17 protein-coding genes and 3 tRNA genes are annotated in these 23,310 nt (G+C 74.2%); 13 read left to right on the top strand and 7 right to left on the bottom strand.

What is annotated here, in order from left to right; genetic code table 11:
• The first annotated feature begins 142 nt into the window (after positions 1–142).
• A complete protein-coding gene (locus tag AB0H53_RS02725; RefSeq protein WP_362106061.1) occupies positions 143–1,528 on the top strand; it encodes a tetratricopeptide repeat protein in 1,386 nt (461 codons plus the stop codon).
• A 224-nt stretch (positions 1,529–1,752) separates the two neighbouring features.
• Here the strand turns inward: AB0H53_RS02725 and AB0H53_RS02720 are convergent, their stop codons facing one another.
• On the bottom strand, positions 1,753–2,352 hold the full coding sequence (locus AB0H53_RS02720; protein WP_362106058.1) for a histidine phosphatase family protein: 600 nt from the start codon (positions 2,350–2,352) through the stop codon (positions 1,753–1,755).
• A gap of 634 nt (positions 2,353–2,986) precedes the next feature.
• On the opposite strand from AB0H53_RS02720, the gene AB0H53_RS02715 reads away from it, so the two are divergent.
• The 6 genes from AB0H53_RS02715 (at position 2,987) to AB0H53_RS02690 (ending at position 8,533) form a co-directional block, all read left to right on the top strand.
• Complete coding sequence (locus AB0H53_RS02715; RefSeq protein ID WP_362106055.1) at positions 2,987–4,108, top strand: hypothetical protein; 1,122 nt, start codon at positions 2,987–2,989, stop codon at positions 4,106–4,108.
• Entirely contained in the window at positions 4,099–5,685 is a 1,587-nt protein-coding gene (locus AB0H53_RS02710; RefSeq protein ID WP_362106053.1) for a hypothetical protein, read from the top strand. The genes AB0H53_RS02715 and AB0H53_RS02710 overlap by 10 nt, the downstream gene beginning before the upstream one ends.
• Positions 5,682–7,019 carry an AAA family ATPase gene (locus AB0H53_RS02705; protein WP_362106050.1) on the top strand — a complete coding sequence of 446 codons (1,338 nt, stop codon included), beginning with the start codon at positions 5,682–5,684 and terminating at the stop codon, positions 7,017–7,019. Before AB0H53_RS02710 ends, AB0H53_RS02705 begins: the two co-directional genes overlap by 4 nt.
• A gap of 160 nt (positions 7,020–7,179) precedes the next feature.
• On the top strand, positions 7,180–7,548 hold the full coding sequence (locus tag AB0H53_RS02700; RefSeq protein WP_362106047.1) for a hypothetical protein: 369 nt from the start codon (positions 7,180–7,182) through the stop codon (positions 7,546–7,548).
• 234 nt (positions 7,549–7,782) lie between these two features.
• Positions 7,783–8,469, top strand: coding sequence for a bifunctional DNA primase/polymerase (locus AB0H53_RS02695; RefSeq protein ID WP_362106044.1), 687 nt, complete (start codon positions 7,783–7,785; stop codon positions 8,467–8,469).
• A tRNA-Lys gene (locus tag AB0H53_RS02690) sits at positions 8,460–8,533 on the top strand. The genes AB0H53_RS02695 and AB0H53_RS02690 overlap by 10 nt, the downstream gene beginning before the upstream one ends.
• Positions 8,534–8,663: 130 nt before the next feature.
• On the opposite strand, the gene AB0H53_RS02685 is transcribed toward AB0H53_RS02690, so the two are convergent.
• The gene (locus tag AB0H53_RS02685) at positions 8,664–9,917 is read right to left on the bottom strand and encodes a M6 family metalloprotease domain-containing protein (protein WP_362106422.1); all 1,254 of its coding nucleotides are present in this window, start codon (positions 9,915–9,917) and stop codon (positions 8,664–8,666) included.
• Between the two features lie 641 nt (positions 9,918–10,558).
• On the opposite strand from AB0H53_RS02685, the gene AB0H53_RS02680 reads away from it, so the two are divergent.
• The gene (locus tag AB0H53_RS02680) at positions 10,559–12,235 is read left to right on the top strand and encodes an EAL domain-containing protein (RefSeq protein WP_362106419.1); all 1,677 of its coding nucleotides are present in this window, start codon (positions 10,559–10,561) and stop codon (positions 12,233–12,235) included.
• 10 nt (positions 12,236–12,245) lie between these two features.
• On the opposite strand, the gene AB0H53_RS02675 is transcribed toward AB0H53_RS02680, so the two are convergent.
• Together AB0H53_RS02675 and AB0H53_RS02670 are read right to left on the bottom strand one after the other, a co-directional pair.
• Complete coding sequence (locus tag AB0H53_RS02675) at positions 12,246–13,313, bottom strand: LLM class flavin-dependent oxidoreductase (protein ID WP_362106041.1); 1,068 nt, start codon at positions 13,311–13,313, stop codon at positions 12,246–12,248.
• Between the two features lie 77 nt (positions 13,314–13,390).
• Positions 13,391–14,083 carry a decarboxylase gene (locus AB0H53_RS02670; RefSeq protein ID WP_362106038.1) on the bottom strand — a complete coding sequence of 231 codons (693 nt, stop codon included), beginning with the start codon at positions 14,081–14,083 and terminating at the stop codon, positions 13,391–13,393.
• A gap of 278 nt (positions 14,084–14,361) precedes the next feature.
• On the opposite strand from AB0H53_RS02670, the gene AB0H53_RS02665 reads away from it, so the two are divergent.
• Both AB0H53_RS02665 and AB0H53_RS02660 read left to right on the top strand, forming a co-directional pair.
• The gene (locus AB0H53_RS02665; RefSeq protein WP_362106035.1) at positions 14,362–15,120 is read left to right on the top strand and encodes an IclR family transcriptional regulator C-terminal domain-containing protein; all 759 of its coding nucleotides are present in this window, start codon (positions 14,362–14,364) and stop codon (positions 15,118–15,120) included.
• Positions 15,121–15,237: 117 nt separating this feature from the next.
• Positions 15,238–15,311, top strand: a tRNA-Lys gene (locus AB0H53_RS02660).
• Positions 15,312–15,422: 111 nt separating this feature from the next.
• Here the strand turns inward: AB0H53_RS02660 and AB0H53_RS02655 are convergent.
• From AB0H53_RS02655 to AB0H53_RS02645, 3 genes are all read right to left on the bottom strand, one after another.
• The gene (locus tag AB0H53_RS02655) at positions 15,423–16,013 is read right to left on the bottom strand and encodes a lytic polysaccharide monooxygenase (protein WP_362106032.1); all 591 of its coding nucleotides are present in this window, start codon (positions 16,011–16,013) and stop codon (positions 15,423–15,425) included.
• 139 nt (positions 16,014–16,152) lie between these two features.
• Complete coding sequence (locus AB0H53_RS02650) at positions 16,153–17,391, bottom strand: SPFH domain-containing protein (protein WP_362106029.1); 1,239 nt, start codon at positions 17,389–17,391, stop codon at positions 16,153–16,155.
• Between the two features lie 20 nt (positions 17,392–17,411).
• Positions 17,412–18,752 carry a peptidoglycan-binding protein gene (locus tag AB0H53_RS02645; RefSeq protein ID WP_362106416.1) on the bottom strand — a complete coding sequence of 447 codons (1,341 nt, stop codon included), beginning with the start codon at positions 18,750–18,752 and terminating at the stop codon, positions 17,412–17,414.
• A 172-nt stretch (positions 18,753–18,924) separates the two neighbouring features.
• Here AB0H53_RS02645 and AB0H53_RS02640 point away from each other — a divergent pair.
• The 3 genes from AB0H53_RS02640 (at position 18,925) to AB0H53_RS02630 (ending at position 23,272) form a co-directional block, all read left to right on the top strand.
• A tRNA-Lys gene (locus AB0H53_RS02640) sits at positions 18,925–18,998 on the top strand.
• A 432-nt stretch (positions 18,999–19,430) separates the two neighbouring features.
• Positions 19,431–21,323 (top strand): cellulose synthase catalytic subunit, encoded by a 1,893-nt coding sequence (locus AB0H53_RS02635; RefSeq protein ID WP_362106026.1) that lies wholly within the window; start codon positions 19,431–19,433, stop codon positions 21,321–21,323.
• Entirely contained in the window at positions 21,320–23,272 is a 1,953-nt protein-coding gene (locus AB0H53_RS02630; RefSeq protein ID WP_362106023.1) for a galactose oxidase-like domain-containing protein, read from the top strand. Before AB0H53_RS02635 ends, AB0H53_RS02630 begins: the two co-directional genes overlap by 4 nt.
• Positions 23,273–23,310 lie beyond the last annotated feature (38 nt).

Here is a 23,310-nt window from a genome sequence, read left to right as displayed (position 1 = left end):
CGCCGCCGCAAAGGATGGCAGTTCATGGCGGATCGCGGGCGAGATATCCCGTTTTTCCCCAAACGCTGCGTACGCACCCCGGCACAGCCGGTACGTTTTGGCCTCGCCGGACCATCGGCAGCACGCAGGAGAGGGCTCGGCCATGGCGTCGTCACGGGCAGTTCCCAATCTGGCCTTCCGCCGGCTGCGCGGCCCGCGCTCCCCGGCGGAATTCGCGGCGGCGGTACGCAGGGCGGCCCGGGAGATCGGTGAGCAGGTGGCATGCGACGCCCGCTACATCGGGCGCGTGGAGTCGGGCGAGATCCGCTGCCCCAACTACGCGTACGAGCGGGTGTTCCTGCACATGTTCCCCGGCCGCACCCTGGCGGACCTGGGCTTCGCCGCCCGGGAACGGGTGCGCGGCCGGGGTGCCCGCGCCCTCGCGCCGCCACCGGTGCGCGGGCCGGCGGCAACGGCGCCGACCGGGTCGCGCGGGTCACCGGCGTCACCCATCACGTTCCGGAACGATGAGGAGAGCGACGTGCTGCGTCGCGCATTCATGACGAGCGGCACCACCGCGGTGGCGGCCGCCTCGCTCGGCCTCGGCGGCCTCGGGTCCATCCCCGCGCCCCGCGCCGGCGGCAGGTTCGGCGAGACGGAGGTGCGGGCCGTCGAGGAGGCGGTCCGCAGGATCCGGCTGCTCGACGACCGGTACGGCGCGGACGGGCTGTACCGCAGGGCCGCCGAGCCGCTGCGCACCGCGTACGCCCTGCTCGACGCGGGGAGCGCGGTCCGCCGGTCGACCGCCGACCGGATGCAGGCGGGCGCCGGGGAGCTGTCCCTGTCGGTCGGCTGGCTGGCCCATGACTCCGGCCGCACGGCCGAGGCCCGCTCCCACTACGCGGAGGCGCTGGCCACCGCGCGGGTGGCCGGTGACCCGGCCCTGGAGGCGCACGCCTTCTCCAACACCTCGTTCCTGGCGCGCGACGCCGGCCGCCACCGGGAGGCGGTTCGGGCGGCACAGGCCGGGCAGATCGCGGCCGGGCACCTGGGGTCGCCCCGGCTGCGCGCGCTGCTGGCCCTGCGGGAGGCGGGCGGCTGGGCGGGCCTGGGCGACCGGGAGGCGTGCGAGGGGGCCCTGGGCAGGGCGCACACCTGTTTCGCGCGCGGTACCCGCGACGCCGACCCGGAGTGGATGTCCTTCTTCGGCGAACCGGAACTGGAGGCCCTGGAGGCGCAGTGCTGGTCGGCCCTGGGCGACTGGTCGCGCGCCGTCCGCCACGCGCGCCGGGCGGTGGCCCTGCAGAACCCGCACTTCGCGCGGAACCTGGCGCTCTACCGGGCGCAACTGGCGGCGGACCTGGCCCGGGGCGGCGCCCCGGACGAGGCGGCGGCGGCCGGGCAACAGGTCCTGGACCTGCTGGGACAGGTGCGGTCGAGCCGTATCAGGGCCATGCTGAGCGACACGGTCCGGCTGCTGGCCGGTGAGCGCGGCACACCGGAGGTGGCGGCGTTCCTGGACCGCAGGGCGGCCCTGGGGGAGGCCTGAGGCCCCCGCCTCCCGGCCCGCGCCCGGAAGCGCCGGGCCCGGCGCGCGTCCGACGCGGGCGCGGCGCCGGGCGGCCACGGGACGGCGCCGGCGCTCGGCCGGACCGGTGCCAGCCCGCGCGTCCGCCGGCCGCACACCCCGGTTCCGCCACGGCGCCCGGCGAAGCCCGGGGGCACCCGAGCCGGGGCGCCGCGGCGCCCCGGCTCGGCCGGGCGGCACGGGCGCTAGGCGAGTTCCAGGTGCCCGGTGTCGTTCCAGCGTTCGATCGCGGGCGCGCCATAGGCCCAGCCCAGGGCGGACAGGCTGGTGGGGTCCAGGCGTATCCGGGCGGCGAACGAGACGTCCTCGCCCAGCCAGCGCGCGGCGATGGAACGCAGGACGTGGCCGTGCGCGAACACCAGGGTGTCCCGGTCGGCCGAGCGGGCCCAGGCCACGACCTCGTCCGCGCGGGCCGACAGCTGGGCCAGGGTCTCGCCCTCCGGCACGCCGTCGCGCCAGATCAGCCAGTCGGGGCGGGTCTCCTTGATCTCGGCCGGGGTCATCCCCTCGTACGCGCCGTAGTCCCACTCCATGAGCGTGTCCCAGTGCTCGGCCCGGTCGCCGAAGCCGGCCAGCTCGCAGGTCTCCCGCGCGCGGGCCAGCGGGCTGGTACGGATCTCGACGCCGTCCAGCCCGTCCCACGGGCCCCGGTGGAGCCGCTCGCCCAGCAGCTTCGCGCCCCGCCGGCCCTCGTCGAGCAGGGGGATGTCGGTCCTGCCGGTATGCCGGCCGAGCAGCGACCATTCGGTCTGTCCGTGCCGGGCGAGCAGGATGCGCGGTGCCATGGGTGGGTCTCCTGAGGTGTCACGGTGGTGTCCGTCCATCATCGCGCACCCGAACGACAGGCGGCCAAGGGGTCGCCCCGGGCGGCGGTCCCCGCGTCCCGGGGAGGGCCGGGGGCCCCGCCGGCCCCGGTCACGCACGGGAGGGCGTCCGGATCCCGCACCCCGTGACCGCCTCGGCCGCGTCCGGGCCGGGCCGCTCCGGCGGCCGGTCCGCAGGCCACCCCGCCGGCCGGATCCGCGCGCCGGCCGCGCCGGCGGGCGGAGCTGCCGCCGCTCGCGGCGGTGCACGGGGCCTGCCCGGCGGACGGCTGCTCGTACGCGGGTGACGTGACGGCACGGCGGACCACTACGTCCTGGCCGCGGTGGCGGGCGGGGCCCGGACGGGACTCGGACCGCTGCTCGCGGCGCCCGCGCGACGGCCGGCGGGACCGGCTGCGGAATCGTTCCGTCAGGGTGCGGACCCGCACGGGGTCCCCGGTTGTCAGTGCCGGATGCGAGACTTCCGCGGGTGAGCGAATCCCTGGGCAGCGGACCACAGCGGCAGCCTGCGACGGCGGGCCGGGAGCCGCGGACACAGACAGTGCCGACGGCGCGGACGGAGCGGACGGCGCCGGGTCAGCGGACGGCACGGGCCGTGCCGGCGGCACTCCGGCAGCGGCTCGCCGAGCTGCGCGGTCCGGCCGCCGCGCCCCGCCCGCTGGACGCCCGCGCCCTGGCGGCGCTGGCCGCCAACCCGGGCTGCCGCCGCCGGGCGCTGCTGGACGGCGCGGGCGTCGACAAGACGGCGCTGGCCTCGGCCCTGGGCTCCCCTTCGGGCTTCGGGCAGTCCCAGTTCGCCTTCATGCGGGGCAACGCCTTCGAGGCCAGGGTCAAGGCCGACGACGGGGTGGAACTGCTGCGGCTGCTGGGCGTGGCCGAGCCCGGGGAGGTACGGGTCCCCGACCTGTCGGCGGCCGGGCCCGAGGGCCGCACGGCCCGTACGGCGCTGGCGCTGCGCGAGGCCACGGCCGCCGGGGCCTGGACCTTGCTGGACCATCCGATGCTGGCGCTGGAGGTGGCCGGCTCGCCCGCGTACCTGGAGCCGGACGCGGTCGTGGTGGGGCCCGACGGCCGGTGGACGGTCGTGGAGATCAAGTCGTTCCCGATGATCGACGGCGCGGCCGACGCCGCGAAGGTGGGCGCGGCGGCCCGCCAGGCGGCGGTGTACGTACTGGCGCTGGAGCGGGTCGCGGCCCTGACCGGCGGCGCGCGGGTCGCCCACTCGGTGCTGCTGGTCTGCCCCAGGGACTTCTCCAACCAGCCGGCCGCGTCCCCCGTCGACGTGCGCAAGCAGCTCTCGGTGACGCGCCGCCAGCTCGCCCGGCTGACCCGGGTGGAGGACATCGCGGCGGCACTCCCCCCGGACATCACCTTCGACCTGGAGGGGCGCTCGCCCGAGCAACTGGCGGAGGCGGTCGAGGCGGTGCCGCACGCCTACGCGCCGGAGTGCCTGTCCGCCTGCGAACTGGCCTTCCACTGCCGGGAGCGGGCCCGGCGGGAGGGCGCGGTGGAGGCGCTGGGCCGTTCGGTGCGCGGTGAGCTGGGCGGGCTGACCACGGTCGGCGCGGTACTCGCGGCGGCGCGCGGCGACGGGGACACCCCCGGCTCCGGCGAGGCCGGGGACCCTGAGGGCGGCCCCGGTGACCCGGTGGTGGCCGCGCTGCGGCGGGCGGCGGCGCTGCGGGCCGAGTCCCTGCGGGGGGCGTCATGTCGCTGATCTCCACGCTGGCTCGGCTGGAGGCCGTGGAAGCGGGCCGGGCCCAGCCGCTGGCCACCGTGCGGCACCGGCACCTGTCGGAGCGTCCGCTCGTGTTCGTACCGCTGACGACCGCCGGTGAGGCGGGCGCGCCGCTGGGCGCGCTGGTGGGCACCGACCCGGCCGAGCCCCGGCTGCTGGTGGTGCCGCAGCCGCGTGACCGGGACCTGAGGTTCGCGTTCCTGGCCCAGTTGGCCGAGGTGGTCCTGCCGTACCTGGAGGAGTACACGGACCGGGTGGAGGCGGCCGAACGGAACGAGACCGACCCGGAGACCGGCAAGCGGGTCAAGGTCGAGGTGGAGCTGTGCGCGGACGCGCCGCAGCTCGTCGTGCCCAGCCGGGCGGGTGTCGAGTACGTCCGGCTGCTGGGCCGGTCGATGCGGTTCCGGCGCACGGCCGAGCAGGACCCGGACACGCCGTTCCCGGCGCCGCCCCGGGTGCCGCTGCTCGGGCGGTGGCTGACGCACTACGGCGAGCGGGCCCGGGTGCCGGGCTCCTCGCTGCTGCTGGCGGCCACCGACCTGTTGAACCGGCACTGGGCTACCGGCCAGTCGTCGCTGGAGGACCAGCACCTGGGGACGCTGCTCGCCTGGATCGACCCCCCCGAGGGAGAGTCCGGCGCGCGGGCCGCGCTGCACGCGGAACTGGCCCGGGACGGGCAGGGGCAACTGCTGTGCCCGCCGGCCGGCCCCGCGACCGACCCGGCGTTCGACAACCGGCTGCTGGCCCCCGCCATCGAGCGGTACGACCGGGCACGGCAGGCGCTGGCGGCGGCCGAGGACGGCGAGGCGGCCGACGCGCGCCTCGGTGAGCTGCACCGGGCCGAGCGGGAGATCCGGCGGCTGGTGCTGAGCCGGACCAGGCCCACCTGGGACGCGGTCTGGCGGGCGCTCGCGCTGGTGCGGGAGCTGCCGCCCGGCGCGCGGGTGGCGGACCGCTGGACCCGGGACCGCTGGTCGTTCACCGGCCACCGCGACCGGGTGCGGGCGGGGGAGCCGCCGCAGCCGCGCCGCGACGACGCGGTGACGGCGGCGAACAAACTGGCCGCGCGGGAGAGCGCCCAGGCCCAGTTGGAGGCGCAGGAGGCCCTGGACGACCCGCTGGTGCTGGCGGGCCGGCGGCTGGCCGGCGAGGCGTTCCGGGCCGAGGTACTGGATGTGACGATGGCCTGGACGGAGTCGAAGCGCCCCGCCCCCCGGCCGCTGCTGACCGTACGGACGGACGACCTGCCGCACCTGGGCGACCGGGTGAGGGTGTACCGCTCCCTGGAGGGCAAGCCGCAGAGCGCCGAGTTCGTCCGGCTGGAGGAGGACGGGTCGCTCGTACTGCGGCTGCTGGACCGGATGGGCCGCTCCAGGGACCCGGCGGAGGGATCGGTCCCGGAGAAGGGCGACCGGATCGTCTGGACGCTGTTCGAGCACGACCAGCGGACCGGCCCCAAGCTGCCGGACCCGGAGGAGACCCCCTGGACGCACGGCGGGCCGCCCCGTACCGACGCCGAGAGCCCCGACCCCCTGACCCCGGAGGACCTGCTGTGACGTCCGTGTCGTTCGACCCCGGGGCCGAGGCGGCCCGGGCCACCGACGCGATCCTCGCCGACACGCTGCGCGGCGAGGCCCGGGGTGTGGTCGTGGACTCGCCGCCCGGCGCGGGCAAGTCGACGCTGGTGGTGCGCGCCGCGCTGGAGCTGGCGGCGGCCGGCCGTCCCCTGATGGTCGTCGCCCAGACCAACGCGCAGGTGGACGACCTGGTGCTGCGGCTGGCCGAGAAGGAGCCGGAGCTGCCGGTGGGGCGGCTGCACAGCAATGACACCGACCCGTACGACAAGGCGCTCGACGGCCTGGACAACGTACGCAAGTCGGCGAAGGCCGGCGACCTCGCCGGGCTCGACGTGGTGATCTCCACGGCGGCGAAGTGGGCGCACGTCAAGGGCGTCGAGCCCTGGCGGCACGCGATCGTCGACGAGGCGTACCAGATGCGCTCGGACGCGCTGCTGGCCGTCGCCGGGCTCTTCGAGCGGGCGCTGTTCGTCGGCGACCCCGGCCAGCTCGACCCGTTCTCCGTGGTGGGTGCCGAGCAGTGGGCGGGGCTGTCGTACGACCCGTCCGCGAGCGCCGTCTCCACCCTGCTGGCGCACAACCCGGACCTGCCGCAGCACCGGCTGCCGGTCTCCTGGCGGCTCCCGGCGTCGGCGGCGCCGCTGGTGTCCGACGCGTTCTACCCCTACACGCCGTTCCGCAGCGGCACCGGGCCCGGTGACCGGCGGCTGTCCTTCGGCGTGCCGTCGGACGGGTCCGGGCCCGACCGGGTGCTGGACGAGGCGGCGGCGTCGGGCTGGGGCCTGCTGGAGCTGCCCGCCCGGCGCACCCCGCGCACCGACCCCGAGGCGGTACGGGCGGTGGCGCTGGTCGTCCGGCGCCTCCTCGACCGGGGCGGCGCGGCGGTGTCCGAGCGGTCACCGGACCCGGTGCCGCTGACCCCGGACCGGATCGCCGTCGGCACCGCCCACCGCGACCAGGCGGCGGCCGTCCGCGCCGCCCTCGCCGAGTTGGGCGTCCCCGGGGTGACCGTGGACACGGCCAACCGCCTCCAGGGCCGGGAGTACGACGTGACGGTGGTGCTGCACCCGCTCTCGGGCCGCCCGGACGCGACCGCGTTCCACCTGGAGACCGGCCGCCTGTGCGTGCTGGCCTCGCGCCACCGCCACGCGTGCGTCGTGGTGTGCCGCGCGGGCGTCACCGACCTGCTGGACGAGCACCCCGCCACGGAGCCGGTCCAGCTGGGCGTGACGGTGAAGTTCCCGGACGGGTGGGAGGCGAACCACGCGGTGCTGTCCCACCTGTCCGAACACCGTGTGACCTGGCGGCCGTAGTGCCCGCCGGCCCGGCCCGCACCGGGTCCGGGCCCTCTTGCGGGAGGCGGGACAATGGACGGTGGCCGTCCGCGTGGGCCCCGGCCGGCCGGACCGGCCGGGGCCCACGCGGTGGCGGCGGGCGAGGAACGGCGACGCGGCACTCAGAAGGAGACAGCACATGGCGGATCCCCAGCGCGGCGAGCAGCGGCGGCTCAAGCCCGCTCCCCTGCTCTTCGAGCCTGCCGAGGCGGCCGCCGACCCCGAGCACTTCTTCGACCTGGAGTCGATCGACGACCCCCGCGCGCTGCTCGCCAGGTCCACCGAGCTGGCCCTGGCGTTCCGGGCGGCGACCGACCGGGCCATGGAGTTCCAGGCCGTCGCGGCGGCCCAGCTCGCCGATCCGCGCCGCTTCGACCGGCTGAGCACCGCGGACATCGCCGAGCGCGCGGAGTGGACGGAGGACTACGCCCGCCGCATGGTCGAGTTCGGGCGGGACCTGCTGCGCGGTGGCAGCGCCGACGAGGACCCGGTGGTTCCGGGCCGCTAGAGGCGGGCCCGCCCCCGCCCGGCTCCCCCGGCCCGCCCGCCGCTTCCCGGCCCGCCCGCCGTTCCGGCCGCCGGCGGCCACCCGGCCGAGCGGCCAACCCGACGGCAGGCGGGCCGCGCGGCCCGTAGCTCTGGCATATGCCGGGCGCGAAAGATACTCCTGCCGGCCCGCCCCTGTCCCGATTTCCGGCAACCCGCCGGAACGGAACCGTCACAGCCGGTAGACGTCAGTGTCATGAGCACATGGCTGCGAGACCAGTCCGCCGACCTGTTCCGGAGCCCGCGCGGTGGCGAGGACCGCCACGACGAGGGCCATCACCACACCGCACTGGTCACCCCGGCCGGCGCGCGGTGGCTCGCGTCCGCCGCGGCGTACCCGGGGTCGCTGCTCGCCCTGTGGGAGGACCGGCCGGCCGCGCCCGCGGTGCTGCCCTGCGGATCCGCCTTCGACGTGGTGAGTGTCGACGCGGTCTTCGGGCGGCGGATGCTCGACCGGCTGTGGGGCGAGGGGCCCGGCTCCGGGCCCGTCGCCGTCCAGCGCGGACGGATGCTGCTGTTCACCGCGCCGGGCACCGCCCAGCGGCTGCCGTCGCTGCTGCGCTGGGAGGAGTGGGGGGACGCCGTACCGCCGCTGCTCTGCCACGGCACCGGCGACGCCGTCACCGTCCCCCCGCTGGTCCCGGACCCGGCCGGCCGCGCCCCCGGCACCCCGGGGCCCGGCTCCCCCGGCACCCGTGCCGGTGGAGGGCCGCGCTGGGTGGTCGCCCCGGACAGCCGGCACCCCTGGCTGCCGGGGCCCGATGTGCTGCTCTGGGCCTGCGTCCGGGCGGCCAGGTCCTCCCCGGCCGGTGACGTGCGGGTATCGATTTCTCCTCGCGCCGGACAGGGTGCTAAGGTCTACGACGTCAGCCGGCGCCGCTAGCTCAGTTGGTTAGAGCAGCTGACTCTTAATCAGCGGGTCCGGGGTTCGAGTCCCTGGCGGCGCACAGACGGGAAAGGCCCCTCGCGAGAGCGAGGGGCCTTTTCGTGTGCCCGCGCGGCTCCACGGCCCGTGTGCCGTGCGGCCGGGCTCCACGGGGCGGCTCCGTACGGCGGGACCGCTCGCGGGGCGGCGCCTCACCTGCCGGTGGTGACCTTCACCGTCCACGCCCCGGTGGGGGTCCGGTCCGCCACCTCCACCCGAACCCGTTCACCCGGTCCGCCGCGCACCGTGAACCGCTCGCCCACCCGCAGCGGCGCGTCCGCCAGCGGCGGGTACACCGACTGGTCCCAGCACGCCTCCGTGTCCGGGTGGGTGTCGACCACCTCGACCGGGCCGCCGCCCGACGCGGCCTGGTTGCGGACCCGGTAGATCAGCACGCCCTCGGAGCAGGTGTTCACGTCGTTCCCGGTCGCCCCGCGCGCCTCGATGGCCAAGGCGCTGGTCGGCCCGGTCCTGACCACCGCCAGCCGGGTGCCGATCGACGCGCCGGGCTGCGGCGGCGCGGCGAGCGGGTCCAGCGTGAACAGGTCGGTGCCGCCGCCCGGTACGCAGTGCACCGAGCGCCCGTCCAGCCACCCGAGCTTCCACTTGTGCCAGCCGAACAGCTCCGGCGCCATCGCGAACTGGCTGCCCATGACGTCCCAGTCGCCCACGTGCGTGTCCCAGTCGCCCTTGCCGTCCTCCGGCCGGTTGTAGAGGTCCGGCAGGTCGAAGACGTGCCCGGTCTCATGGGCGAGGACGTTGCGGTCCGGCGGGCGCCGCTCGAAAACGGTGACGATCCGCTTGATGTCCGTACCGTCGGCGCGCAGCGGAGTGTCGAAGTTGACCACTTTGGTGGCATCGGAGTCCACGCCGGGTGCGTCCGGGTCGGCGACCAGATAGACGATGTCGTACTTGGAGAAGTCGACCAGCGGGTCGGCGGCGGCGAGCGCGTCTCGCAGATAGGCGGCGCGGCCGGCGGGATGCCAGTCGCGCCGTATGGCGTACGCGGTGGAGGCGCGCGGCATCCTGATCCACTCCGGCCGGGGATGGGGGCGCAGGGTGAACTTGCCGTAGGAGGCCCAGGAGAAGAAACGGCTGGTGGCCGGGAAGTGGTCGGCGGTGATCTGTGCGGGGGTGCTCCGGGGCACCGAGTCCGGGAAGGACAGGAAGACCATGACCGCGTTCAGGTCGCGGACCGGCCGGGGGTAGGCGGAGTTCCAGGTGTCCAGGCCGAGCGAGTGGTGGGCGCCGGTGCGCGGCAGCGCGCAGGGGCCCCCTTCGGGTGCCGCCGCGGCGGGGCCGGCGACCAGCCCCGTGGCGGCGAGCGACAGCAGGGCGAACAGACCTGCGGCTGTGGAGCGCAGGCGCGGACGATCCACCCCGTCGGGTGTCTGCTGACCCGCCACGTCGACCTCCGGATACGGGAATTCGGCACGTGCCACCACCCTGTGACGATTTGCGGTGATACGCCCTGTTCCGCTGCCCCACCTGGGTGAGCGGCCGACGCTCCGCGCATCCGGATCGATCTCACGGACAGTCACAAGCGGTCAGGGCAGAACGCCCCTGTGGCACACCCGTGCAGAAACGATCGGCCGCACATCGGGCGGGCACGACCTCACCCGACCCGTGCGACCCACACCGGGCGGCGGCGCTGGAAGGCCGCTGCGGCTGCCTCTATGATCGGCACACTTTCATGGCTGGCACATCCCGACCGACCCTGTACGTCACGACTGCCCTGCGGGAGCGAGCGGTGAGCGGAACCTTCGAAGGACCGGGAACTGCGGCAGTCTCGTCGCCGGCCAGTTCCCGGCAGTCGATTACCGAGAGTCACGCCTTGGGTGCCGATCCGGCCCCGTGCCCCACCTGCGAGAGCAACCGTCCCGCCGAGACCGCCCGGCCGCCCCGGGGCGCACGGCACCCGGACAGCGGCGGTCACCCCGACAGCGGCCGGTACGCCGACAGCGGCCGGGGCTCCCGGGCCGGGCGCCGGGCCGGGGAGTCCGAGCTGCGGGACTACCGCGCCGCCTTCAACGCGGCCCACCTCGCCATGGCCGTCGTCGACCCCGACGGCCTGGTCGTCACCGCCAACGACGCCCTCGGTGACCTGCTGGGCACCGACAGCGCCTCGCTGCGCCGGCAGACCGCCGCCGACCTCGTCGACCTCGCCTCCGACCGCCGCACCTGGCACGCGTACCGCGAGGTGCTGCGCGGGCGCCGGTCGCGCTTCCGCTGCACCCGCCGGCTCAAGCACCCGGACGGGCGCGCGCTGTGGGCCGAGGTGACCGTCGCCCCCGTACCGCACAGCCGCAGTGTGCTGCTGTCCATCGCCGACATCAGCGACCGGCGGGAGCTCCAGGCGCGGCTGCGCCACCTCCAGATGCACGACCCGGTGACCCGGCTGCCCAACCGCACCCTGTTCTTCGAGCGCCTGGCCTCGGCGCTGGAGAACTCCGCGCTCGACTCCTTCGCGGACGGCGCCTCCGGGCGGATCGGCCTGTGCTACCTGGACCTCGACGGGTTCAAGGCGGTCAACGACACCCTCGGCCACCGGGTCGGCGACCGGCTGCTGGCCGCCGTCGCCGCCCGGCTCACCGAGTGCGCCGACGGGGACGGCCACGGCCGGGGCGGCGGCCACCTGGTCGCCCGGCTGGGCGGTGACGAGTTCGCGATCCTGGTGGAGGACTCCGCCGGGACCGAGCAGCTCGCGGACCTGGCCCGGTCCGTGCTGGCCGCGGTGCAGCAGCCGTTCGACCTGGCCGGGCAGCGGCTCTCGGTGTCGGCCTCGATCGGCGTGGTGGAACGGGCCGCGGCCTCCACCACGGTGACCGGCCTGATGCAGGCCGCCGACACCACGCTGTACTGGGCCAAGGCCGACGGCAAGGCCCGCTGGACGCTGTTCGACCCCGAGCGCAACGCCCACCGGATGACCCGGCAGTCGCTGTCCTCGACGCTGCGCCCGGCGGTGGAACGCGGTGAGTTCGCGCTGGAGTACCAGCCGCTGGTGGGGATGGCGGACGGGGCGGTGCGCGGGGTGGAGGCGCTGGTGCGCTGGCACCACCCGCAGTTCGGCACCCTGGCGCCGAATCGGTTCATCGGGATCGCCGAGGAGGACGGTTCGATCGTCCAGCTCGGCCGGTGGGTGCTGCGCACCGCCTGCCGGCAGGCGGTGCGGTGGCAGCGGGACCACCCGGGCGGGCCGCCGCTGTTCGTCAGCGTCAATGTCGCCGTACGCCAGGTGTGGGACTCCGACCTGGTCACGGACGTGGCGGCGATCCTGGCCGAGACCGGGCTGGCGCCGCACCTGCTCCAGTTGGAGCTGACCGAGTCCGCGGTGATGGGCTCGGCGGGGCGTCCGCTCCAGGCCCTCCAGTCGCTCAGTGACATGGGCGTGCGGATCGCCATCGACGACTTCGGGACGGGTTACTCGAACCTGGCCTACCTGAGCCGGCTGCCCGTGTCCGTACTGAAGCTGGACGGTTCCTTCGTGCGCGGGTTCCAGGACGAGGAGCACCCCAACCCGGCCGACGAGGTGATCGTCGAGGCCCTGGTGCAGCTCGCGCACCGGCTGGGGCTGACCGTGACGGCGGAGTGCGTGGAGACCTCGGGGCAGGCGGCGCGGCTGCGGCGGATCGGCTGCGACACCGGGCAGGGCTGGCTGTACTCGCGGGCCGTCGCCCCGGACCGGATCACGGAACTGATCGGAACCGGTCCGCGGGCGGTGTGACGCCCGGCCGTCACCCGGCTCCGGGCAGGTCGTAGGCGTCCGCGATCAGTTCGTAGCTGCGCAGCCGGGCCTCGCCGCCGTGGGCGTTCGCGGTGATCATCAGCTCGTCCGCGCCGGTGCGCCCGCGCAGGCCGTCCAGGCCCGCGCGGACCGCCTCCGGGGTGCCGTACACGATGTTGGCCAGCCAGCTCTCGACGAACTCGCGCTCGGCGGGGGTGAAGGGATACGCCTCCGCCTCCTCCGGTGTGGGGATCAGGCCGGGCCGGCCGGTGCGCAGCCGGAGCATCGACAGGGCCCCGGTCAGCACCTGGCGGCGGGCCTCCTTCTCGTCGTCGGCGGCGAGCGCCGAGACGCCGATCACCGCGTACGGCTCGGCCAGCGCGGCCGACGGCCGGAAGGAGTCCCGGTACAGCTCCAGCGCCGGGAGGGTGTTGTGCGCCGAGAAGTGGTGGGCGAAGGCGAAGGGCAGCCCCAGGGTCCCGGCCAGCCGGGCGCTGAAGCCCGAGGAGCCCAGCAGCCACACCGGCGGCCGGCCGGTGGGCCCCTGCACGGGGCCCGGTACGGCGTGGATGCGGGCGTAGGGGTGGCCGTCGGGGAAGTCGTCGTCGAGGAACCGGGTCAGCTCGGCGAGCTGCTGGGGGAACTCGTCGGCGCCCTCGTGCGGCCGGTCCGTGCGGCGCAGGGCGGCGGCCGTGGCCCCGTCCGTGCCGGGCGCGCGGCCGAGACCGAGGTCGACCCGGCCGGGGGCCAGGGCCTCCAGTGTGCCGAACTGCTCGGCGATGACCAGCGGCGCGTGGTTGGGCAGCATGACACCGCCGGAGCCCAGGCGGATGCGCTCGGTGTGGGCGGCGAGGTGGGCGAGGATCACCGCCGGCGAGGAGGAGGCCACGCCGGGCATGGAGTGGTGCTCGGCGACCCAGTGGCGGTGGTAGCCGCGCCGCTCGGCGAGCCGGGCCAGGGCCACGCTGGTGCCCAGGGCCTGGGTGGCGGTGCGCCCGCTGCCGACCGTGACCAGGTCCAGTACGGACAGGGGTACGGGTGCGGTCCCGTTCGCCGTGCCTCGAATCGCGTCGCTCACCGGTGGGGTCCCTCCTGCGGGTGGTACGGGTACTCCACCATCAACAGGAGGGTGTCTCCGGTTATTCCGCGCGGCCGTCACCCGCTCGCCGGCGGCTCCGGCTGGTCCTTGCGGGCGAACAGGGTGCCCAGCTCCGTCGACCAGGCCCCCCTGCGCTCGGCAAGGCGCAGCCCCTCCCACACCGTCACCTGGGTGGCGGTGAGCACCGGCTTGCCGACCGCCGCCTCCAGCTCGGGCAGGTGGGCCACCGTGTGCAGGGCGGTGTCCGGGACGACGACGGCCTGCGCGGCCGGGTGGTCGGCCGCCCTCACCAGCTCCACCAACCCGCTCCCGGCATCCCCGTCGGCCCGGGCCGCGACCACCTCGACGCCGGCCGCCCGGAGGAACCGGACGAACGGGTCCGCCAGGTCCGGCGGGTAGGCGGCGGCCACGGCGATCCGCCCGGCCCCCACCGCGTCCAGGGCGCGGACGAAGGCGAGCGACGTACTGGAGGCGGGGAGCCCGGTCGTCACCGCGAGGGTGCGGACCTGTTCGTGCGCGGCCTCCCACCCCTGGCCGAACGAGCCACGGGTGGAGGCCCACACCACCGACTCGGCGCCCGCCAGCCGCAGCCGTTCGCCCAGGCCCGGCAGGCCGTCCGGCGGACCCCACTCCCGGCCGCCCCCGGTGCGTACGACCGGTACGCGGATGTCGGTGTTGAGCAGCAGCTCGATGCGGAGGTAGTCGTCCTCCGGGGAGAGCTCCGGGCAGAGCAGTCCGACGCTGGTCATGTCACGCCCCTCCTGATCATGTCGGCCGACTCGTACCCCTACCCCCGCACCGGCGCGAGTAGCCGCCCGCCCGCCGGAGGAACCCGTCCGGACGGCGCGGGAGCGGGCGCCGGGGCGCGGGAACCCGCCGAAGTAATCGGCCGGCATATGCCAACCCGCTGCGTCGCGGCGTGTCCCGCCCGGCCGCGCATCCCGCTTGTCAACCGGGCCCCCCGAACCGGCCCTTGGCGGCTATCGTGGTACGGAAGCTTGCGGTAACAACCTGCTAGGGGGAGACCGTGGCGCTGAAGCCCGAGCCGACCGCGCCGTTCCACTCGGTGCAGTACGCCCTGCGTGTCCTCGAAACGATCTCCAGGCACGGTGGCGGGGTCACCGACGTACAGATCGCCCGGGAGACGGGGCTGCCGACGGCCCACCTCACCCCGATGCTGCTCATGCTGCGCAGGGAGGGGTACGTCGAGCAGATCGCCGACGGCGCCTACGTGGTCGGCGACTCCCTGGTCCTGCTGGGCTCGGGAGCCACCCGCCGCGAGGCCCTGGAGGCCAAGCTCCAGGAGAACCTCACCGAGCTGCGCGACTCGGTGGGCGCCGCGGTCTACATCAGCCGGTACATCGACGGCGAGGTCAAGATCACCCAGATCGCCGACGGCCCGCACGCCCCCAAGGTCAACGAGTGGGTCGACTTCCGTTCCGCCGCCCACGCCAGCGCGGTGGGCAAGTGCCTGCTCACCCAGCTCGACGTCAACGGCCGCCGCGACCACCTCTCCCGCCACCGGATCGCCCGGCTCACCTCCCGGACGATCACCAGCGAGAGGGTCCTCTTCTCCAAGCTGGACAGCCAGCCGCCGACCGTCCCCGTGCTGGACCTCCAGGAGTACGCGGTGGGCACGGTCTGCGCGGCGGTGCCGCTGACGGCCGGGGCGGCGGTCGGCTGCCTGGCGCTCTCGCTCCCGATCGAGCACGCCCACCGGCTGCGCTCCGCCGCGGACGCGCTGAACCGCAGGGCGGCCCCGGTGGTGCTCTCGCTGGCCCTGTGACCGGCGCGGACCCCCTCCGGGCGGGTCCGGGGCCCGTACGGCGGGGCGTGGGACAGGGCGGGACAGGGGTGGTCGGGAGCACCCCCTGGGACCAGGTAGTATTAACTCTGTCAGCAGGCGCCGCTAGCTCAGTTGGTTAGAGCAGCTGACTCTTAATCAGCGGGTCCGGGGTTCGAGTCCCTGGCGGCGCACAGACGGAAAGCCCCTCGCGGAAGCGAGGGGCTTTTTTCGAGGTCCGGTGGCGGGGCGCCGGGGCCCGGCGCCCCGCCACCGGACATCTCGCACCGGCTCGCGCCGCCCGCTCAGTACTGGACGTCGGAGCAGGCGTAGAAGGCGTTGGCCGTGTCGGCGACGTTCCAGACGGCCAGGATGAGGTGCTTGCCGGTCTTGCCGGCCGGGATGGTGCCCTGGTGGGAGAGCGTCGAGGGCGGCTGCTGGCTGTTGTACGGGACGGTCAGGAAGGGCTGGGGGTCCAGCGCCGCCCGGGTCAGCGGCTTGGTGGGGTCCCAGCCGTTCCTGGTGATGTAGTACCTGAAGTCGGTGGTGCGGTGGCGGGCGGTGAACTGCCAGCGGAAGGTCTGGCTCTGGCCGCCGGTCACCCTGGTGGCCGGCCAGTTCCCGCCCCGGGGGTCGTCGAGCTGGGCGAACGGGCCGTTGCCGCCGGCGCAGATCCTGCCGTCGGCCGGTCCGCCGGCCGGGAAGCCCTTGGGCCCCTCGACCGACTGCGGCTCCCACTGGATGTTGCCGCAGCCGGTCACCGTGCCGTTGGCGCACAGCTTCTGACGGCTGATCGGCAGATCCGTGTACCCGTGGCTGCTGGCGCTGCCGGTGGCGATGAGGGAGACCCCGGCGACGCCGAGGGCCACCAGGGCGGTGGATATCTTCTTTCGCATGCTGTCGCTCCAGGAGAACGTGGGGGAGTGCGATGAGCCGTGCCGCACGCGCGCAGGGGGATGCGGCGGCGCGGTAGCGCCTGTTCCGGTCTAGACCAAGTCCCAATGTATGGATGAGGCTTGAACATGTCCATACCAATCACGGGCCTTCCGGCAGACCACCGCGACCCGTGTAGAAGGCGACCGTCAGGTCCTTCACCAGGGCCTTGCGGTCGTAGTCGTCCAGTTCGACCAGACCACGCGAGGTCAGCCGGTGGACCATGTCGTCCACCGCGTCCACCACCGAGCCCAGCACCGTGTCCCGGTGCTGGGCGTCGATCGCGGCGATCCGCCGCCGCCGCATCGCCGCCGCGATCTCCGGCGCGTACTCGATCCGCGTCGGCTGCGCCGAGAAGACCTCGATGCCGATGGGCGCGCACTCGGCGGACAGCATCCGGGTCAGCTCCTCCCCCACCGCCTCCGCGTCCCGCAGGGTCATCGGCGCGTCCTCGCGGACGGGGCTCCCGCCGCCGGGGACGGGCGGCGGGTCGGCGGGCAGCCGCGACAGCACCCGGGCCATCACCGCCTCCACCTGCTCGCGCAGGTACCGCTCGTGGTCCGCCACCCCCAGCGCCGCCCGCACGGTGTCCATGACCCGCCACACCACCAGCACCACCACCCGCAGCGCGGTGCCCTGCGCGTCGACCGCGGGCAGCGGCTCGCTGCGCCAGTGCCGCAGCCGTACGTCGACCCGCCGGCGCAGCAGCAGCGGGCTCACCCAGACCAGACCGGTGCGCCGCACCGTGCCCCGGTAGTCGCCGCAGAGGGTCAGCACCCAGGCGTGCCCGACCCGGCCGCGCACCAGCCCGCCGAACGCGAACAGCACCGCCAGCACCCCCAGTGCGAGCAGCGCCCACAGTCCGATCGGGATGCCCTGGTACGGGAAGGAGGGCAGCCGCAGCATGCGGGTGACCTCCCGGGGCACCGCGCCCGCCCACCACAGCAGTGCCGCGCAGCCGGCCAGCGCCGCCGTGCCGGCCGCCACCCCGGCCCAGCCGGGCAGCGCGGCGCCGGGCCGCTCGGCCAGAGCGGGGTCGGCCGGCGGCACCGGCCGGGCCGGGGCGGGCGACTGCGCCGGCACGGGGGCGGCCGGGCGCGCGGAGGGCCACTGCCGCACCGCGGGAACCGGCGCGCCCACCACCCCGATGCGGCCGATACCACCCGCCCCGTTGCCGCCCGCCCCGTTGCCGCCGCCGGGGGTGCCGCCGGTCCCGCCCGTGGCGCCCCCGTCGCCGTCGTCGCGGAACAGCAGGTGCACCGGGATGGGCCCGGTCGTGTCGTTGCCGATCACCGGGACGCGTCGTCCCGCGGCCCCGCCCTCCGGCGTCGCCGTCGTCATCACATGCTCCTTGTCCTCGGTCATCGGAACAGCCGGCGCCAGGTCTCCGGTCCGGGACGGCCGTCGGCCTCGCGGCCCCGCCACCCCTGGGCGCGCTGGAACGCCTCGACATTGCGCCGGTCCGCCTCGGTCCAGCGCGGCCCGGGCCCCGACCGGTAGTGCCGGCCGAAGCCCCGCTCGACCAGCCGGCGGCCGAGCAGGGCGACGTGTTCGTTGGACTGGCCCGGCCGGAAGTACCCGCGCCCCGGGAAGGGCGGCGTGGTCGCGCCGAGGCCCTGGCCGGCGCCCGGGATGTCCCGGCCCTGCCCCTTCACCAGCAGCCGCCAGGTGTGCGGCCCGGGCAGCCCGTCCGCCTCGCGCCCGGCCCAGCCCTGCGCCCGCTGGAACGCCCGGGTGGCCCTGCGGTCCGCGTCGGTCCACCGCGGCCCCGGCCGTGACCGGTAGAACTGCCCGCCGCCGCGCGCCACGAGCATCCGCCCGAGCCGGGTGACGTACCGGTTGTTCGCGCCGGGGCCGAAGGCCGCCGGGCCCGGGAAGGTCGCCGCCGGCCGGCCCGCGCCGCCGGAGCCGGCGGAACCGGAGGTCAGCCCCTTGTAGCGGTAGGCGACGTAGCCGCCGGAGTTGCTCCAGTACGCCATGGGCGTGGCCTGCTTGCGGGCGTACGGGCGGGCCTGTTCGTAGGCGAGGTAGTAGGTGTGCGTGTAGTCGGTCCAGCCGCCGAAGATCGTGACGTGCGAGCCGGCGTTGGGGTCGCCCGGGTTGTGGAAGAGCAGGATGTCGCCGGGCTGGAGGTCGGCGCGGCTCAGCCTGGTGCCGTACTGGGCCAGGGTGCCGGTCCACTCGTTGCCGGGCAGGTTCCAGGCCATCGAGACGAAGCCCGAGCAGTCCTGCCGGTAGCCGTCCGTCCAGTACCCGCCCATGGAGTACGGGACCTTGGCGGCGACCCAGCGCTTGGCCCGGTTGATGATCTCCGCCCGGGTGGATCCGCGCAGCGACTGCGCGGAGAGCCGGCCGTCCGTCGGTCCGGGGGTCGGGCGCCCGTACAGGGGCCCCTGGCTGCCCTGCGGGTGCGCGGCGCCCGGGTCGTCCGGATCGCCGGACAGGCCGGCCGGACCCGTGGGCGCGGCGGGGTGGAGGGGGCCGGCGGGCCGGGTGGGGGCGCCGGTGGCACCCGCGCCCCCGCCGCCGAGGACCACCCCGGCCGCGGTGACCAGGACCAGCGCGCGGCGGGCGCCGTGCGCGGCCGGGTGGCCGCCCGCCCGCACGGCCGGACGCAGGGCCAGTTCGCGCCGCCGGCGGGCGCACCCCGCGCAGGGGCAGTCGGCGGCGGGTTCGTACTCCTCGAAGACCGGGACGGTCATGCGGTTCCCCTCCACACTCATCAAGATCTTTCGGCGCTGCTGCACGGGCGCCAGTCTCGCAACTGTCCCGACAAAATGCATTTTGACGGAAGAAAGGGAAAAAACGGTCACCCGACAGGCCGGGGCGTCGCGACCACTCCCCGGTCTCGGGTAGAGTTACGCAGGTCAGCAGGCGCCGCTAGCTCAGTTGGTTAGAGCAGCTGACTCTTAATCAGCGGGTCCGGGGTTCGAGTCCCTGGCGGCGCACGCGAAGCCGAGGCCCCCTCACTCCACAGTGAGGGGGCCTCGGCCATTACCAGTCCCTCCCGGGCGCCGTCCGGCGAACCACCAAAGCCGCACAAAAGCCCGGTAAACAGTCGGTATCATCCTTGCGATCCAGATCTTGGGTCGTGAAACCTGTCCGAACCCATGTCCCGAGGCCAAGGACGCCCCCGGGGTGCGGGTTTCGCGGCGCCCGCGGGGCCGCGCGGCGGCCCGGGGCACGGGGGGCCGTTCACGCCGAGGACGCCGCGACAGGCATCATGCAACCAGAAGGCCGCCATTCCGCATCTCTCGGAGCGCGGAGCGCGGTGGCCCGCCACCGACGCGTCGGGACGCGCCGGCCGAGCCGGACCGCGCGGTCCGGACCAATGGAAACGACCGAACACGCACCCAGCAATGCGTGCGGGGGGATGACTCATGACGTCGACGCCGACAGGCGCCGGGCAGGACAACGACCCATCCCGGACCGCGCAGCTCCGGATACCTCCGCAGCTCCGGGCCGGAGGTTCCCGGCAGCGCCCCGCCAAGGCGCTGCCGCGCTACGACTACGAGCACTACAGCCGGCTCGCCGGGCCCCTGACCCAGCCCGACCCCGGCAAGCCCTACCGGGTGCGGTACCGGTCGCTGCTCTCCCAGGAACCGCACCGCGTCCGGGCCGCCCTGCTGCTGGGTGCCGCGCCGCTGGTCTCGCTCGGCCTGTTCGCCTGGCTGATGCAGCCTCAGCACTGGACCGACCGCGACCCCAACCTCGACAACGACACCCTCCTGGTCCTCGACATCGTCATGCTGGTCTCGATCGGCCTGATCGAGCTGTTCCGCACCATGAACGTGCTGTCGAACGCGCACGCCACGCTGGTCGCCCGCGATCCCGTACCCGTCGTCCCGGAGTCCGGCACCCGGGTCGCCTTCCTCACCTCCTTCGTCCCGGGCAAGGAGCCCCTGGAGATGGTGACGAAGACGCTGGAGGCCGCGGTGCGCATCCGGCACCGCGGGCTGATGCACGTCTGGCTCCTGGACGAGGGCGACGACCCCGAGGTGAAGAAGGTGTGCGAGCGCCTGGGCGTGCACCACTTCTCCCGCAAGGGCGTCGCCAAGTGGAACCAGCCGGCCGGCGCCCACCGCGCCAAGACCAAGCACGGCAACTACAACGCCTGGCTGGAGGCGCACGGCGGCGGCTACGACTTCTTCGCCTCCGTCGACACCGACCACGTCCCGCTGCCGAACTACCTGGAGCGGATGCTCGGCTACTTCCGCGACCCCGACGTCGGCTTCGTCATCGGACCGCAGGTGTACGGCAACTACGACACCTTCGTCACCAAGGCCGCCGAGTCCCAGCAGTTCCTCTTCCACGCCCTGATCCAGCGCGCGGGCAACCGCTACGGCGCCCCCATGTTCGTGGGCACCTCCAACGCCGTACGCATATCCGCCCTCAAGCAGATCGGCGGCCTGTACGACTCGATCACCGAGGACATGGCGACCGGGTTCGAGATGCACCGCCACCGCAACCCGGCCACCGGCAACAAGTGGCGCTCCGTCTACACCCCGGACGTGCTGGCCGTCGGTGAGGGCCCGACCGCCTGGACCGACTTCTTCACCCAGCAGCTGCGCTGGTCGCGCGGCACCTACGAGACGATCCTCAAGCAGTACTGGAAGGGCTTCGGCAGCCTGCCCGCAGGCAAGCTCTTCAACTACACGATGATGATCATCTTCTATCCGATGTCCGCCCTCAACTGGATCCTGGCGGCCCTGAGCTGCGCGCTGTTCCTGGGCATGGGCGCCTCGGGTGTCCAGATCGACCCGGCGATCTGGATGATGCTCTACGGCAACGCCTCCGCGCTCCAGATCGGCCTGTACATCTGGAACCGCCGCCACAACGTCTCGCCGCACGAGCCGGAGGGCTCCGGCGGCCTGGCCGGCATGGTGATGTCCGCGCTCTCCGCGCCGATCTACGCGCGCTCCCTGATGGACGCCGTGCTGCGCCGCAAGAGCTCCTTCGTGGTGACCCCCAAGGGCGACTCCTCCAGCCCGGACACCCTCTTCGGCACCTTCCGCATCCACCTCTTCTTCATCCTGGTCTTCGGCGGTTCGCTGGTCTCCTCGTTCTTCCTCGGGCACGACCACCCGGCGATGATCACCTGGGCCTCGCTGGCCCTGCTGATCACCGCGGCGCCGATCTTCGCCTGGCGGTACTCGGTGCGCGAGGAGAACAGGAAGCGCAAGGGCCGCCACGGCCGCGGCCGGCCCGCGTCCGGCGCCCGGCACGCACAGAACGACACCCTGCACACCGTCCTTGGGGGACACCAGAAATGAGCAGCCTGCCCGTCCGGCCGAACCACCGCAGGAACCGGGCCCGTCGGATACTGATAGGCACGGCGGTGGTCGCGGTGGTCGCCGGGTTCAACGGGCCGGCCCTGTACCGGTACGGCTCGGAGAAGTACCACGACTACACGATCAACAAGCCGGAGTACAAGGCCGCCAACGGCCACTGGGACTTCCTGGACGTGCCCTCCGACCACCGGATCAACTCCATCCACGCGGCCCTGCTGCACACCGGCAAGGTGCTGCTGATCGCTGGTTCGGGCAACAACCAGAAGAACTTCGACGCCAAGAAGTTCGAGTCGGTCCTGTGGGATCCGCGGACCGGCGAGTTCAAGAAGATTCCCACCCCCAAGGACATGTTCTGCGCCGGCCACACCCAGCTGCCCGACGGCAAGCTGCTGGTGGCGGGCGGCACCAAGCGGTACGAGAAGCTGGAGGGCGACGTCACCAAGGCCGGCGGCCTGATGATCGTCCACAACGAGGACCCGGACAAGCCGGTCACACTGCCCGCCGGCACGCGGTTCACCGGCAAGGCCAACGGCAAGACCTTCGTCTCCAAGGACCCGGTCCTGGTGGAGAAGGCGAAGAAGGTGTTCGACAAGAGGACCGGCCGCTTCCTGCGCACCGAGCCGGGCCTGGGCCGGATCTACGTCGAGGCCCAGGAGTCCGGGAAGAAGTACGAGACCGGCACCGAGGACAACTACAAGGTCGAGGGTCTGACCGGGTCCGACGTCCGCAATGTGTACGGCATGGCCCAGAAGCTGGCCCTGGACAAGAAGGACTTCCAGGGCATCAGGGATGCCTTCGAGTTCGATCCGGTGGCGGAACGTTACATCACCGTCGATCCGATGAACGAGGCCCGCTGGTATCCGACGCTGACCACCCTCAAGGACGGCAAGGTCCTGGCCCTGTCCGGCCTGGACGAGATCGGCCAGATCGTCCCCGGCAAGGACGAGATCTACGACCCGCGGACCAGGAAGTGGAAGTACACCGGGATCGAGCGGCGCTTCCCGACCTACCCGGCCATCTTCCTGCTGGACGACGGCAAGCTCTTCTACTCCGGCTCCAACGCCGGGTACGGGCCCGCCGACGTGGGCCGTGACCCGGGTGTCTGGGACCTCAGGACCAACAAGTTCCAGAAGGTCCCGGGCCTGAGCGACCCGGACAAGATGGAGACCTCCGCGACGGTCATGCTGCCGCCCGCCCAGGACCAGAGGTTCATGGTCATCGGCGGTGGCGGGGTCGGCGAGTCCGAGGAGTCCAGCGAGAAGTCCCGGCTGGTCGACCTCAAGGACCCCAGCCCCCGGTTCAGGGACGGCGCCTCGCTGGAGAAGGGCACCCGCTACCCGAGCGCCTCGCTGCTGCCGGACGACACCGTCCTGGTCACCGGCGGCTCGCAGGACTACCGGGGCCGCGGCGGCTCCAACATCCTCCAGGCCCGTACGTACGATCCCAAGAGCGGCCAGTACCGGCGCGTCGCCGACCCGCAGGTGGGCCGCAACTACCACTCGGGCTCGGTCCTGCTGCCCGACGGCCGGGTGATGATCTTCGGCTCGGACTCGCTCTTCGCGGACAAGGACAACACCCGGCCGGGCGTCTTCGAGCAGCGCGTCGAGATCTACACCCCGCCCTACCTCTACCGCGGCGACCGGCCCCGGGTCACCTCCGGGCCCCGGACGATCCGGCGCGGGCAGAGCGGGGTGTTCACGACGCCCCAGGCGGCGCGGATCACGACGGCGAAGCTGATGCGGCCCAGCGCCGTCACCCATGTCACCGACGTCGACCAGCGCTCGGTCGCGCTGGACGTGCGGCGGACCGCCGACGGGATCGAGGTCACCGTGCCGAAGAACCGCGCGCTGGTCCCGTCCGGCTGGTACATGCTCTTCGTCACCGACGACAGGGGCACGCCGTCCGAGGCGGTCTGGGTCGAGGTCCCGTAGGACACCCGGTACGGCGGCAAGGGGCGCCCCTCCCACGG

The organism is Streptomyces sp. NPDC050856 (assembly GCF_040653855.1).
Classification (GTDB): Bacteria; Actinomycetota; Actinomycetes; order Streptomycetales; family Streptomycetaceae; genus Streptomyces.
Note: the sequence above shows the minus strand (reverse complement) of the source record. Positions and strands in the feature narration are given on the sequence as shown.